This is a genomic window from Acidobacteriota bacterium, assembly GCA_020845575.1.
In the GTDB taxonomy this organism is placed as follows: domain Bacteria; phylum Acidobacteriota; class Vicinamibacteria; order Vicinamibacterales; family Vicinamibacteraceae; genus Luteitalea.
Map to the genome: position 1 here is coordinate 1 of JADLFL010000057.1, position 13,305 is coordinate 13,305.

The 13,305-nt window shown below is 68.4% G+C and carries 12 protein-coding genes; all 12 read right to left on the reverse strand.

Annotation, left to right across the window (positions count from 1 at the left end):
* On the reverse strand, positions 1–1,156 hold a 1,156-nt coding region (gene tadA, locus IT182_16475), incomplete at its 3' end, for a Flp pilus assembly complex ATPase component TadA (GenBank protein MCC6164946.1).
* On the reverse strand, positions 1,153–2,460 hold the full coding sequence (locus IT182_16480; protein ID MCC6164947.1) for an FHA domain-containing protein: 1,308 nt from the start codon (positions 2,458–2,460) through the stop codon (positions 1,153–1,155). The genes tadA and IT182_16480, both read right to left, overlap by 4 nt.
* Positions 2,461–2,478: 18 nt before the next feature.
* The gene (locus IT182_16485) at positions 2,479–3,384 is read right to left on the reverse strand and encodes an FHA domain-containing protein (protein ID MCC6164948.1); all 906 of its coding nucleotides are present in this window, start codon (positions 3,382–3,384) and stop codon (positions 2,479–2,481) included.
* A 16-nt stretch (positions 3,385–3,400) separates the two neighbouring features.
* Entirely contained in the window at positions 3,401–5,077 is a 1,677-nt protein-coding gene (locus tag IT182_16490) for an FHA domain-containing protein (GenBank protein ID MCC6164949.1), read from the reverse strand.
* 8 nt (positions 5,078–5,085) lie between these two features.
* Positions 5,086–5,964, reverse strand: a complete 879-nt coding sequence (locus tag IT182_16495; GenBank protein MCC6164950.1) for a type II secretion system F family protein — start codon at positions 5,962–5,964, stop codon at positions 5,086–5,088.
* Positions 5,965–6,249: 285 nt separating this feature from the next.
* Positions 6,250–7,116: a type II secretion system F family protein gene (locus IT182_16500; GenBank protein ID MCC6164951.1), complete on the reverse strand. Its 867-nt coding sequence runs from the start codon at positions 7,114–7,116 to the stop codon at positions 6,250–6,252.
* A gap of 8 nt (positions 7,117–7,124) precedes the next feature.
* Positions 7,125–8,525: a CpaF family protein gene (locus IT182_16505; GenBank protein ID MCC6164952.1), complete on the reverse strand. Its 1,401-nt coding sequence runs from the start codon at positions 8,523–8,525 to the stop codon at positions 7,125–7,127.
* A 667-nt stretch (positions 8,526–9,192) separates the two neighbouring features.
* Positions 9,193–10,380 carry a pilus assembly protein N-terminal domain-containing protein gene (locus IT182_16510; GenBank protein ID MCC6164953.1) on the reverse strand — a complete coding sequence of 396 codons (1,188 nt, stop codon included), beginning with the start codon at positions 10,378–10,380 and terminating at the stop codon, positions 9,193–9,195.
* Positions 10,381–10,391: 11 nt separating this feature from the next.
* Positions 10,392–11,234: a Flp pilus assembly protein CpaB gene (gene cpaB, locus IT182_16515; protein MCC6164954.1), complete on the reverse strand. Its 843-nt coding sequence runs from the start codon at positions 11,232–11,234 to the stop codon at positions 10,392–10,394.
* Between the two features lie 60 nt (positions 11,235–11,294).
* The gene (locus tag IT182_16520) at positions 11,295–11,936 is read right to left on the reverse strand and encodes a hypothetical protein (GenBank protein ID MCC6164955.1); all 642 of its coding nucleotides are present in this window, start codon (positions 11,934–11,936) and stop codon (positions 11,295–11,297) included.
* Complete coding sequence (locus IT182_16525; protein MCC6164956.1) at positions 11,926–12,870, reverse strand: Tad domain-containing protein; 945 nt, start codon at positions 12,868–12,870, stop codon at positions 11,926–11,928. The genes IT182_16520 and IT182_16525 overlap by 11 nt, the downstream gene beginning before the upstream one ends.
* Entirely contained in the window at positions 12,854–13,288 is a 435-nt protein-coding gene (locus IT182_16530; protein MCC6164957.1) for a hypothetical protein, read from the reverse strand. The genes IT182_16525 and IT182_16530 overlap by 17 nt, the downstream gene beginning before the upstream one ends.
* Between the last annotated feature and the right edge of the window lie 17 nt (positions 13,289–13,305).

Consider the following 13,305-nt stretch of genomic DNA (forward strand, 5'->3'; position numbering starts at 1 on the left):
GATCCTCGGCCGTGAGGATGCACTCGTCCTCCGTGTTGAGCCGGTCGAGCAGCGCGTACAGCGTGGAGCTCTTGCCGCTGCCCGTCGGGCCCGTCACGAGCAGCAGGCCGTTCGGCAGATCCGACGCCTCTTCGAGGAGCGTCTTCGTCTCCTCGTCGACACCGAGATCGCCGAGATCGCGCCGCTGGCGCGCGCGGTCGAGCACGCGCATCACGACCTTCTCGCCGGAGATCGACGGCACGAGCGAGAACCGCAGATCGATGGGCCGTCCCCACACGAGGTCGTACCCGATGCGCGCGTCGATGGGCGCCGTTGCCGTCTGCAGCGGCACGTCGGCCATCGCCTTGAGGCGCGCCGTCACAGGTTGAATCACCGACGGCGGCAGGTCGTGGAGCACGCGCAGCGCGCCGTCCACGCGCGCACGCACGCGCAGCCGCCCCTCGGCGGGCTCCACGTGGATGTCGCTCGATCCGGCTTCCACGCTGCGTGCGATGGTCTGGTGGACGAGCCTGATGATCACCGGCTCGCGCGCCAGCAGCTCGAGCCCCTGCTCGCCCTGACCGAGGGTGTCGCGCGTCCTGTTGGCGAAAGCCGCGGCACCCTCCACGTACTGCGAGAACGGCGTCTCGATGGCGGCCTTGTACGCCGCTTCCGCCGACGTGAGCGACGCCTCGCCCATGTAGGCGAGCGTACGCCCCTTCAGGGACGCCGCGTAGTGCTTCGTGAGCGCGCCCGACACCGCCGGCTCGGTGGCCAGCAGCGGCACCACCTGGCATCCCGAGAGCGACTCCAGACTGCGACGATAGCGCGCGTCGGTTGGGTTCAACAGGCAGACGTGCAGCCTGTTGACCTCCATCTGCGCAGGGAACGCGAGCATGTCCAGCCAGACGTTGGCTGGCACGAGCGTGTTCACACGCTCGAGGAAGTCCGGATAGACGGTCATCAGCGACGGGTCGACCGTCTTGATGCCGGTGATCTCCTCGAGCAGGAGACGGACGGCCTTGTCGGTGGCCAGCGTGAGCGACAGAACCGCGCCGGCGAGCGTACCGCCGCGGGCGTGCTGGTACACGCGCGCCGCCTCCACGCGCGACGCGTCGAGCGCGCGCGATGACACGAGCAGTTCGCCGAGCCGGGCGTCGAGCTCGGCGTCGGTCACTCGCCGCCCCCCTTCAGCGCCGTGAGGCGCTCCTGGGCGGTCGCCTTGCGGGCATCACTGTCTGGCAGCCAATCGACGGCGCGCTGATACCAGCCGATGGCCTCGACGGGCCTGTTGCGCGCGTCGAACTGCCGCGCCTTGCGGTAGGCATCGTCGCCGGCTTCGGCCATCTTGGTTCGCGCCGCCGCGGCCTCATCGGCGGCGCCGGCTCGCTGGTAGGCCGCCACGGCACGCGTCCACTCGCCCTTCCCCTCGAGCGCGCGGGCCTCGTCGAGCGCCTTCTGTCGAGCGGCGGCCTGTCCGTCACGCGCTTGCGCGAGCAGGCTGGACGCGTCGCGGAATCCGGGCTGCTGAGCGAGCACGGCCTGGAACGCACGCTCGGCCTCGACGAAGCGACCCGCGTTGAGCGCGCGCCGGCCGTCCTCGTAGCGCGAGACCACGGCAGGGTTGTCCTTCGGCTCGGTCGTCTGCTGCCGGCGCGCACGGGTGCCGGACGTCTGCGCCTTGCCCGCGGGTGGTTCTTCGACAGGCGGCAGAGGCGGTTCCTCGACAAGGGGCGCTTCGACCGGTGGTTCCACGGCGGGTGGGGGGTCGACGGGCGGCGGCGTGACGACAGGTGGCGGCTCTGGCTCCACGTCGGCGACCACGCGCGGCTCGACGGGCCGATCCAGCACCAGCTTCCACGCGGCCGCGGCCACCGCGCCGATCATCGCGAGGAGGAACAGCACCAGGATGATCGGATTGACGCCCTTGCGTGCCGGCTTCGGCTTGACCGCCGAGCGCACCACAGGCGCCGGCGCGGGGGGCGGCCCCGACGCGGGTACCTCCACCTTGCCCGGCATCAGCAGCGTGAGATCGGGTGATGCCGGCACTTCCGCGGTCACCGACACGTCCGACGACACGTCGGCCGTCACGTCCGGCGGTAACGGCACCGGCGGCGGAACCGGCGTGTGCGCGGGTGCGTGGTCCGCCACGTGCACCGGCGGTGGCGGCGGCGGCGGCGCAACGGGATGGTCCTCGTGGAACACGAGCCTGTAGTCGCCGAACAGCACCTCATGCCCGTGCTCCAGTACCAGCCGGTTGACGCGCTGTCCATCCTTCCAGCTGCCGTTCTGGCTGTTCAGATCGATGAACAACCAGCGGCCGTTCTCTTCGCGCAGTTCGGCGTGGAACCGCGACACGGACTTGTTCGGGTCCAGCAGCGTGATGTCGTTGGTCTCGGAACGCCCCATCCGCCAGTCGCGGTGGCCGGGATCGAACTCCGTTTCGATGGCGCCGTCGCGCCAGATGATCACCTTGGGCATTCGATATCTCTCCGCGCGCTACCGCGTGGCGCGCTGGCGCAGGCGCGCGGCTTCCGTGCGCGCGCGGGTGTTCAGGGCCTCGGTCTCGAGCGTGAGCGCCTGCACGGCTTCCCACTGTTGTGCGGCCTCCTCGAACTTGAGTTCCTCATCGGATCGTGCGGCGGCCGCCTGCAGGCTTCTCAGCCGCAGATCGCGCTCGCCCATCACGCGAAGCACGAGACGACGCGCCTGCTCGTGCTTGGGGTCTCGGAACAGCGCGCCATGGAGCAGACGATACGCGTCGAGCAGTCGTCCGTTGCGATACGCGAGGTTCCCTTCGTCGTACAGCCACTCGACGGGCTTGTCCTTGGCCGCGAGTGCCTGCTGCTCGATCGCCTGTGCCTGCGGAGAATCGAACGGCGTGATCGTGGTATCGGGCGGCAACGACGGATCCACCGCCACCGCCGTCGACGCCATCGCGGCCTGCTGCTTCGGCGCCACATAGACCTTGTAGACGACACCGAGGGCCGCGACCATCACGAGCAGCGTCAGCATGCCGGTCAACGCCAGCCGCAGGCCCTTGTTGGGCGGCTTGACCGGGGCGCCGGGCAGGCTCGGCCTGGCCGACTCGTGCCCTTCCACCTCGAAGACGATGCGTTGGTCGCCGATCTGGATGACGTCGCCCGCCGACAACTGCGCCGCGTGGACGGTGAGGCCATTCACCGTGAGCCCGTTGGCGCTGTCCTGGTCTTCGATACGGACGCCGCGCGGCGACCACGAGACGAGCGCGTGCCGCTTGGACACGAAGTGCGACGCGAGCACGATGGTGTTGCTGGCATCGCGCCCCAGGGTGATGGAACGCCCCGGCTCGAGCGCATAGACCAGTTCCTCTCCATCGGGGCGCTGCACGACGAGGCGGGACGCAGAACGATCGTGGGAAGCCATCGGGTCTCTCTCTACCTCATCGCGCTGTGAGTGTCACGCGCACGTGCCCCGACGCTTCGCGGCGGAGCGAGATTGGCGCGGCGCCACTGAGGGGGACCGACACCTCGGATCCCGCGGGCATGCCGAGCGAGCCAAGTCCCTGCACGACGGCGTTGCGCAGCGGACCATCGAGCACGTCGAGCAGGTGCCTGCCTTCGGCCGACGACCACCCGCCGGCGCTCGCGCTCGCGGGGCCGTGTGCGCTGGCGGCCGCCACCGTCAGCGACGGCGTGACCTCGAGCCAGGGCGGACCGGAATCGACAGGCGCCGGTGCGGCGTAGACGTCGGCGGAACCGGCGTCGGCTACCGGACCAGCCGCCATACCGTCGCGTCGTTCGAGCAGGTAGGCCACCACGCCCGGCAGGCGTTCGAGCCCGGGGACGAGGTTCCCCTGCATCACCTTGGTCGACGCGCCTGACACCGCGAGTTCGACCTGGCGCGTGAAGTGCTGCAGCGTCGCACGTGTCTGGCGCTTGATCAGCATCGCCGCGACGACGGCCAGCACCAGCGTGACGAGCAGCGCCACGATGATCGCCAGCCCGGCGTCCTGCGCGGACGGCCGCGCATACCGTACCCACGCGATGTACATCCCCCCGCCGGCGGGTGCGTACGCATCGGCGAATCCGTCGACGCGGTCCACGCGCGGGGCCGTCACGTCGCGCCAGCCCGTTCCGACCCCCGGCAGCTCCGTGAACGTCCGCGTCGCGACCGACGAGGGGGCCACGGCCACGCCCGTCGAGCGCTCGAGCACCATGGCGCGCTCGACACCCGGCTGCGCCAGCACGGCCTCCATCACCGCGGAGTCGACGATCGTGGCGCGGGCGGGATCGACCCCGGCGGCGAGCCATCCGACCAGCGTGCGTGCCTGCCGCTGCGCGAGCGCGTCAATCGTGCTGCTCGACGAGGACACCAGAGGCAGCGCGCCGAGCAGCACCGCCAGCCCACCGAGCGCGACCGCCGCGAGCGTGACGAAGCCGCCCCACGAGAAGCGCGGCGTGGCAGCGGTCGATCCCGCCACCGCGGCGACGGCAGCCGGCGAGGCGGCGTTGGCCGCCGGCACGGGTGCCGGCACGGCGGCGGGCATGTGGGGCGTCGTGGCCGTGACGGGCGGCGGTGCCGCCACGACGGGTGGCGGAGCCGCCGGTGGTGGCGCCATCGGTGGTGGCGGCGCGACGGGCGGCGGGGCGTACGCGGGCGCGGCGGCCGGTGCGGCGGGCGCCGGCGCCGGCAGGACCGTGGTCCTGTCCGACGTGTCTCCCGGCGCGGGGGCCGCGGGTGCGGCAGCGGGCATCCCGATGCTGCCCGGGACGATGACGGCCGTCCTGTCATCGGCACCCGGCGACGCCGGGCGATCGACGGTAGCCGTCACCTGCTCCTCGAAGCGGATCTGCGCGTCGCCGACGGTGACCACGTCACCGGGCTGGAGATCGGCCGCACCGAGCTTCCGGCCGTTCACGAGGATGCCGTTCCGGCTGCCGAGGTCGGTGACGCGGGGCATGTCGCCCGTGGCGTCGAACTCGGCGTGCCGCCGCGAGATCTTGGTGTCGGCGAGGCTGATGTCGCACTCGGGGGCGCGGCCCACCGAGAGCCGGCCGATGAACAGCAGTTCGCGCTCGCCCTCGGGCGTGACGACGATCAGACGACGCGTGCGCACGGGAGTCCTCAGAAATCCTGGTAGATGAACTTGAGGGCGATGGGCGCGATGACCACCAGCAACACCGCCGGGAAGATGAACAGGAGCATCGGGAAGATGATCTTCTGCGTGGCCTGCGCGCCGAGTTTCTCCGCGCGCTGGAAGCGCTCCGTACGCAGGAAGGACGCCTGCGACTTCAGCACCTCGCCGATCGACGCACCCAGGAGATCGGCCTGGACGAGGGTGGACACGAACGCCGAGAGCTGCGGGATCTCCAGCCGCGTGGCCATCGCGCGCAGCGCCTCCGATCGCGTGGTGCCGAGGCGGATGTCGTTGAGGACGGCCGTCAGTTCGTCGCGCAGCGGCCCGGACAGGCCTCGCTTCACCAGGCGTTCGAGCGCGATGAGGAACTCGAGGCCAGCTTCGACCGACAGGGAGAGCACGTCGACGGCGCTCGGCAGGCTCCTGATGATCGCCTGTTCGCGCGCCTTGCGGCTGCTGCTCAACATCGCGTCGGGGATGAGGAACCCCAGCGCAGCGACCAGAAGGAAGATGGCCGGATTGCGCACGGGGGCGAACAGGATCGCGCTGCCGAGGGGCACGACGATCGCCATGAGGATCTTCATGCCGATCAGGTGATTCATCGTGAAGGTGTCGCCCCAGCCCGATCGCGCGATGGCCACCGCCGACCGCTCGCGATAGCTGGGCCACTTGACGGCCTTGGCGGGCCCGGCAAACGCGGCGATCAGCGGGAAGAAGACCTTCACCGATGCCGGCGCGCCCTCGGGCACCTCGCCCTTCGGCGGTCCGCCATCACGGGCCCGCTGTCCGCCGCCGGTGCTGCCCACGAGCAGCCACACCGCCGTGAACGCACAGATCATGGCCAGCCCCAACGTCAGGAACAGCATCAGCGCCTCACTCCTACTGGGCTCCCACCGCGTCGCAGTCGTCGGTCCGCACGCAATCGGCCACGTCTTCCACGGTCTCGCGCCACGGCTCGAACATCCACAGCAACACGATGATCCCGATCGCCGTCATGATCCCGGCGATCATCAGGTACTCCGTCGTCGTCTGCCCGCGCCTGCCGCCGGATGAAATCCGGCGGCCACGCCACCACCCCGCTCCAGGCCGGGCCCGGAGGGCCGGCCCTACCGGTTGAATCCGGTTGCCGGTTGCCGGTTGCCGGTTGCCGGTCATACGTCAATCTGCACCAGCTTGATCATCAGCCAGAGGCCCATCAGGTCGAGGGCCGTGATGATGGCGAGGATGATCCAGCCGAGGAACGTGTTGAACAGCGGGGCGGTGTAGGTCGGGTCGATGAACGAGAACAGCATCAGCATGCCGGGAGGCATGAGGCACATGATGAAGCCCTGCGTCATCCCCTGGGCCGTCATCGCCTTGATCTTGCCCGACACCTTCTTGCGCTCGACGATGGTGTTGGCCACGACGTCGAACGTCTCGCTCAGGTTGCCGCCCGTCTCGCGCAGCGTCAGGATCGAATCGACCATGATGCGCGCGTCCTCGAGCGGCACGCGCTCGGCGAACCGGCGGAGCGCATCGTCCATGAACCGTCCGAGATGGATTTCCTTCACGACGCGCGCGAGCTCGTCGGCGATCGGCGGCTTGGTCTCGCGCACGGCGAGTTCGAGCGCCTGCTGCAGGCTGAGTCCGGCCTTGAGGCCGTTGGACATCAACCGCAGCGCGTCGACGAGCTGATCGTCGATCCTGTCGATCCGCGCGCGCCGCCGCCACAGCACGAAGACGCGCGGGACGAAGTAGCCCAGCAGGCAGAGGAACAGCGCGAAGAAGATTCGGCTCGCCAGCATGTTGCCGAGCAGGAAGCCGACGAGCGCCCCGCCGACCGTCATCGCGGTGATGAAGAACTGCGCGCGTTCGATGGTGATCGCCTCGAACATCGCGTCGAACTCGTCGACGATCCAGCCGCCGTAGACGCGCGTGTGGCGGCGCCACCATCCGCCGACGGCCTCGCCACCGCCGCTCACGAACAACGCCGTGGCAACGAGCAGTACGCCGAGGCCTCCGATCTTCAACAGCAGCATGGTGGAGGTCATAGCGTCTGGTGGAGGAAAATCTCCTCCGGGACCTGGATACCGAAGTTGGGAAGGTTCTTCACGAACGCGGGCACGTGCCCGGTGGGCCGGAACTGCCCCGTCGCCTTGCCGTCTGGCGTCATGCCCGTCTGCTCGAAGCGGAACACGTCGCGTGTCACGAACTCGTTGCCGTCCTGTCCGCAGATCTCCGTGACGTAGGTGATGCGTCGGCTGCCGTCCTGCATGCGCGACTGCTGCACCACGAGCTGCACGGCCGATGCAATCTGATCGCGAATCGCGCGGGCAGGCAAGTCGAGGCCCGACATCAACGCCAGCGTCTCCAGACGGCTGAGCGCGTCGACGGGCGTGTTGGCGTGGAGGGTCGTGAGCGAGCCGTCGTGTCCGGTGTTCATCGCCTGGAGCATGTCCAGCGCCTCGCCGCCACGACACTCGCCCACCACGATGCGATCGGGACGCATGCGCAGCGAGTTGCGCACGAGATCGCGGATGGTGATCGCGCCCTCGCCTTCGATGTTCGGCGGCCGCGATTCGAGCGACACCACGTGCTCCTGCGGCAACTGCAGTTCGGCGGCGTCCTCGATCGTCACGATGCGCTCATCGTCGGGAATGAACGACGAGAGCACGTTGAGGAGCGTGGTCTTGCCAGACCCCGTGCCGCCCGAGATGACGATGTTCTGGCGTGCGTGGACGGCGGCCCCGAGGAACGTCGCAATCTGTTCGGTCATCGATCCGAAGCCGATGAGATCCGGGATGTCGAGCAGCTTCTTCGAGAACTTGCGGATCGTGATCGCCGGCCCGCGCAACGCGAGTGGCGGGATGATCGCGTTGACGCGGCTGCCGTCGCGCAGGCGCGCATCGACCATCGGCACCTTTTCGTCGATGCGCCTCCCGAGGGGCGCGACGATGCGCTCGATGATGCCGCGCAGCTGATCGTTGCTGAGGAAGCTCACGTTGCTGAGCGTGAGCTGGCCCTTCCGCTCCACGTACACCTGGTCGATGCGGTTGACCATGATTTCGGTCACCGCCGGATCCTCGAGCAGATCCTCGAGCGGACCGAGACCGAGCGCTTCGTCCATCAGCTCCTTCACGAGCTGACGACGATCCTGCCGCCCCGCCTCCACGGCTTCCTCCTGCACGAGCGCGACGAGCTTGCCCTCGACGCGCACGTGCATCTCCTGCCGCTTGACGGGATCGTGCAGGTAACCGAGATCGCCCTTGCGGAGATCGATCTCCTCGATCAACCGGCGCAGGATGCGCAGCTTGAGATCGCGGCGCACATCGGACGGCACGGTGGCGTGTCCCTCGCGCGCCGCTTCCGCTCGATGCCTGAACGCGCGCTGGATGAACGCGCGCGACAGGTCCGCGAACCCCGCCGAGAGGTCATCATCGGGCCGCATCTCGATAAGCGTGCGCCCCTTGGTCTCGGCCCACGTCACGACCTCTGGCTTGTCGGCCAGGTACATGAGGACCGGTGGCCCCAGGTGGCCTGCCGGGCTGCCGGTATACGCCTCGGTGGTGCGGTTCACGCAGAGCGCGAGCGCCGTGAGGGGCACCTGGGCCCCGCGCAACAACCCCAGCAGGTGACCGGCCCGTGCAACGCCCTGCGGCATCGGATCGACAACGATGCACACCTGATCGGTGCGATCGATGAGGAACGCTCCGATGTCGCCCGTGAGCCACGACAGGTCCATCACCAGGTAGTCGAAGGCCTGGTCGAGCACCTTGAACACCTGCTCGAGGACGCCCCGGTTCAGCGCATTGGCCTGGACGACGTCGTTGACCAGCGAGAGACACGGCACGCCCGACGGCGCCGACATCAGGTACGACGTCAGGAACTCGGGCGTGAGGCGGTCAAGGAGCGGCAGCAGGTCGCTGACGCTCTTGTTGCGCGGTAGTCCCATCTTCGCGCAGCCATCACCGGGGCACGGGCCTGACGCGTCGAGGAACAGCACGCCGCCGCGTACCTGCTGCAGGATGCCGACGGCGAGGTTGGTCGCCACGAACGTCTTGCCTGCACCGCCGGATCCCGACGTGACGCCGATGACTTTCAGTCGAGCCATGCGCTCAGGGCTGCGTCGCCGCGACCAGCGCGGGTCTGAAGACGACGAGGATCTGCGTCTTCTTGGTCTTGTAGTTCCTCGATCCGAACAGGCTGCCGAACACCGGCACGTACTGCAGTCCCGTGCCGCGTGCCCCCGGCACGCTGTTGGCCGCCTGGGCACCGCGCGTGGCCTTGCCCATCGCGCTCATGCCGCCGGCGATCCCGGGCGCCGCGAGCAGGTCGTTGCCGGACACGGCGAACGGGATGCCCTCGGTGGTGTTGAACGAGTAGCGCGACCGGCGCCACACGTCGGGGTCGTAGAGGTTGTATTCGAGCGGCACGTTCGTCTCGACCTCGACGGCCGTCACCAGCCCGCCGCGCGTGCCGGGCCGCGGCCGGACCGTCAGGCGGATGCCCGTGTCCTTCATCTCCTTGGCATTCTTCTGCTTCGGATCCATGGCCTGGCCGCCGATGAAGATCTCTCCCTCGCCACCGATGGGTGCCGACACGCTGCCTTTGTACAGGCTGCGCCCCGACGGCTCGACGCCGCTGCCGTACCCGCCCGTCTTGAACTGCACGCTGGCCTCGAAGAGCTCGAGATCGTACTCCACCGCCGTGAACTGCGGCGCGTCGGGTCCCGCCGGCGTGGTGCCACCAGGCCCAGGTCCCGTGGGGGCGACCGGACCGGTGGTGCCATACATCGGCCGGGTCACGGGCGCCACGAGGCGGACCGTCGACTGGACTTTCGCCACGCGCGCCAGGTTCGTGACGGCGTTGAGCTCGTCCTGGCTGGCCACAGTCCCCGTGAGCAGCATCTCGCCGGCCAGGGTGGAGATCTCGACGTTGGGATATGGCGCGAGCAGGCGCTTGAGGTCCGCCTCACGCGTGAGCGCGTCGCGCGTGGTCACGATGAGCGTGATCTCGTGGCGCAGCACCTTCTTCTGATCCCACACGTTGAGCGTGGTGCGGCCCGGCTTCTTGCCGCGCAGCATCAGTTCCTTGCGGCCGGTGACGGGCTCGTAGCCGGCCGTGGCCGGCGATCCGAGCACGATGTCGCCCATCGCATAACCGGGCGACCACGTCGTGACCTCGTTGACGTAGATCGTCAGCTCCTCCTGCGTGACCTGCGCCGAGATCCGGCCCGGCAGGACCAGCAGGGTCAACGCGACAAGGACGACGGGCACCACCCGGAGCGCGAGAGGGAAGAACATCGTGCCTCCTCCTAGAAGAGACCGCGGCCGACGTCGCGGAACGACTGGATTGGCTTGGGCTTGGGCTTGACGGGGATCGGGACCTTCAGCAGGCCCAGTGGATCGAGGAACGGCAGTTCCACGACGGTGTCGTCGAGCGAGGACCGCAGCGAGAGCGTGAGGTCGCCGACGTTCTGGGCGAGGATCAGTTCCTGCACCACCTTCGGCTCCACGAGCAGCGTCACGGTCCGCAGCGTCCGTTCGCGCTGCGGCGGCTGCGCCGTGCCGCCCGACGCGGCCGTCTCGTTCTGCACGCGCTCGCGACGCAGTTCCTTGTTGACCGCGACGACGAACACGTTCTGGAGCATCGTGCGCACCTCGGTCCGCTCGTCGGCGTAGACCACGCGGCCGTTCTGCGTGCCGGTGGGACGCCCGAACTCGAACGTGCCGAGGATGTCGACGAAGTTGCCCGGCCTGATCAGGCCACCGACGCCCGTATCGTCGGTCACCGTGATGGCGACGGCGCGGCGCCCGCGCGGCACTTCGAAGGACAGCGCCTCGGCCCCCGCGTCGGCGAGCATGCTGCCGCTCACCTGCGTGCCGGCGGCGATGGGCACCACTGCCACGCGACCGGCGACTTCCTCGATGGTCGGGAACGTCTGCGGCTGGCGGTACTTGCGTGGCACGGCGATGCGCTGGATCGCGCCCTGGTCGATGGCGGTACCGGCGGCGATCGCCGCGCGCGTCACCACCACGTTCTGCATGTCCACTTCCTCGTACAACTGGCGTTCGAGGCCGCGGACGTAGACGTAGACGAGGAACACGGCCAGCAGGCCGAGCACCAGGGACAGGAGGAGTTTCGCGCGACCGGACATAGGGAGTATCGATTCAGAGAACAGGTTGGAAGCCGTCGACCGAACGGGCGGGCGTCGGCCTCAGTCATCCCACGGGCAGTTGCCGAACACGCAGGACATCGCGCACCCCACGAAATCGTCCATGCAGTCCTGGATCTTGTTGAGTGTCTGCACGGCACTCTGGGCGTCCTGGAGCGTGCCCTTCAGCCCCGTGATGTCGATGGCCGCCGCCTCGCCGTTGTACATGAGCCAGCCGAAGTAGTCGCCCGAGCCGAGCTCCTCGATGCCCGAAAACGCCAGATCCCATGGATCGCCGGCGTTGAGTCCGCCGCCCGCCTTGGTGCGCTTGCAGGGCGGGCTCGACGGCATGCAATTGCCGTCGGGATCGCCGTGCTGCTCCACCCAGTCGCTGTAGATCCGCAGGTCCTCGTCGAGGTCGCCCTGGAGCAGGCCCACGCGGGGCACGGAACTGGCCGAGGGCACGCCGTGGTTGGCCGCCCAGATCACCTTCACCGTCTCGGCGTCGTACTTGGTGCTCTTGTTGTTGTACTGCCAGAACCCGCTGAGCATCTGGCCGTGGACTTCCTGAATCGTGCGGCCGACGCTGCGGTTGGTGAGATAGAGCTGGAACGTGACGGCAAGGAACACCGCCGCCATCGAGGCGATGATCATCGTCTCGATGGTGGCCTGTCCGGCACGCGAGGTGAGATGGTCAGTACGCAATGCGGCGCCACTTCTCGAAGATGTCGTCGTAGGCCGCGCTGTTGAACGCGGCCATCGGCGCGAAGTACATGGCCGCCGACGTCAACGGCTCCATCTTCACGCGGTACTCGTCCTCGGAATTCTCAATCTCCCCGCCGACAGGCTTGGCGTGCGCGGCCGCCGTCATCGCGGGAATGGCATCGTCGCCGAAGACGTCGAACGGATTGAAGATCGCCCGTGTCTCGGGCGCCCTGACGACCCACACGAAGGAGATGGTCTCGTCGGACTTCCTGTACCACTTCACGTAGGTGTACGACGCGGGACAGTACCCGGTCGGGAAGCACGGCACGACGTAGTACACCGTGTTCTCGATCGGCTCCTCGTCGACCACGCACGGGAGCAGGAAGAAGGTGCTGTCGAGGAAGGGTTGATCGGTGCAGACCGTGGGACGCGACTTGGTGAAGGGCACCTCGTCGCTCACGGTGTCCGAGCCGCTCGAGAGGAATCCCAGCCGAAAGCCTTCGAACCATTCCAGCTGCTCGCCGGGGAACATGTCGTGCGCGTTGTAGTAGGTGACGCGCGCGGCCTCGTCGTAGGGGATCTTCGTGTAGCCGATCTGGATCCCCATGTCGACGAAGTTGATGATGGTGGTGCCAACCTCGAAGATGGTCTTCATGACGCCATCGAGGCCGAAGAAACCCGCGACAGGCACGCCGATGCTCGCCACGGGTTCGATGTCGTGCCGCCAGCCGTTGACCTCGGCCAGGCCGTTCATGGCGATCGCCATGTTGGTGGCGCCCGTCCACGCGCCGGCGTCGGCCAGGACCTGCAGGCCCATGCGGCGGTTGATCGCCTGACCGACGTTGACCATCGTACCGACCATCACCGTCATCAGCACGAGAAAGCACAGGAAGAACGGCGTGGACTGGCCGCGCTCGCTAGTCATTGTCGCCACCACTCGGCACGTCGCTCTGGTTGTTGGCCGGCGCGAAGGCCACCAGCTCAATCCCGCCGCCGTCGATCAACTCGTAGATCGGCAATCCGAACGGCACGCGCGTGCGCACTTCGTACCCGGTCGTGAATCCCTTGATGGTGTACTGGACCTGCACCTCCTGCTCACCGCCGTCGGTCGCGAACCAGTTCAGATTGTCCATCACGGCCTGCGCCGCCAGCTGCGGACTGTTGCCGACGACAGCCGCCCGCGACGCGGCAAACGCGGCATAGTTCAGCATGTACCGCGTGATGGCGAACATCACGAGATGCATGAGGCCGAAGATCATGAGGAGGAGGAACCCCATCATCATCATCGCCTCGAGCGTGGCCTGGCCGCGGCGCGCCGAAGCGCGCGCGGCCGGCCGGTGAGGAGCACGCACGGACGTCAGGTCGGAAC

Coding starts and splice junctions, on each gene's coding strand:
- IT182_16480 (MCC6164947.1), bottom strand. CDS start 2,460: ATGCCCAAGGTGATCATCTGGCGCGACGGCGCCATCGAAACGGAGTTC.
- IT182_16485 (MCC6164948.1), bottom strand. CDS start 3,384: ATGGCTTCCCACGATCGTTCTGCGTCCCGCCTCGTCGTGCAGCGCCCC.
- IT182_16495 (MCC6164950.1), bottom strand. CDS start 5,964: ATGCTGTTCCTGACGTTGGGGCTGGCCATGATCTGTGCGTTCACGGCG.
- IT182_16500 (MCC6164951.1), bottom strand. CDS start 7,116: ATGCTGCTGTTGAAGATCGGAGGCCTCGGCGTACTGCTCGTTGCCACG.
- IT182_16505 (MCC6164952.1), bottom strand. CDS start 8,525: ATGCGGCCCGATGATGACCTCTCGGCGGGGTTCGCGGACCTGTCGCGC.
- IT182_16510 (MCC6164953.1), bottom strand. CDS start 10,380: ATGTTCTTCCCTCTCGCGCTCCGGGTGGTGCCCGTCGTCCTTGTCGCG.
- cpaB (MCC6164954.1), bottom strand. CDS start 11,234: ATGTCCGGTCGCGCGAAACTCCTCCTGTCCCTGGTGCTCGGCCTGCTG.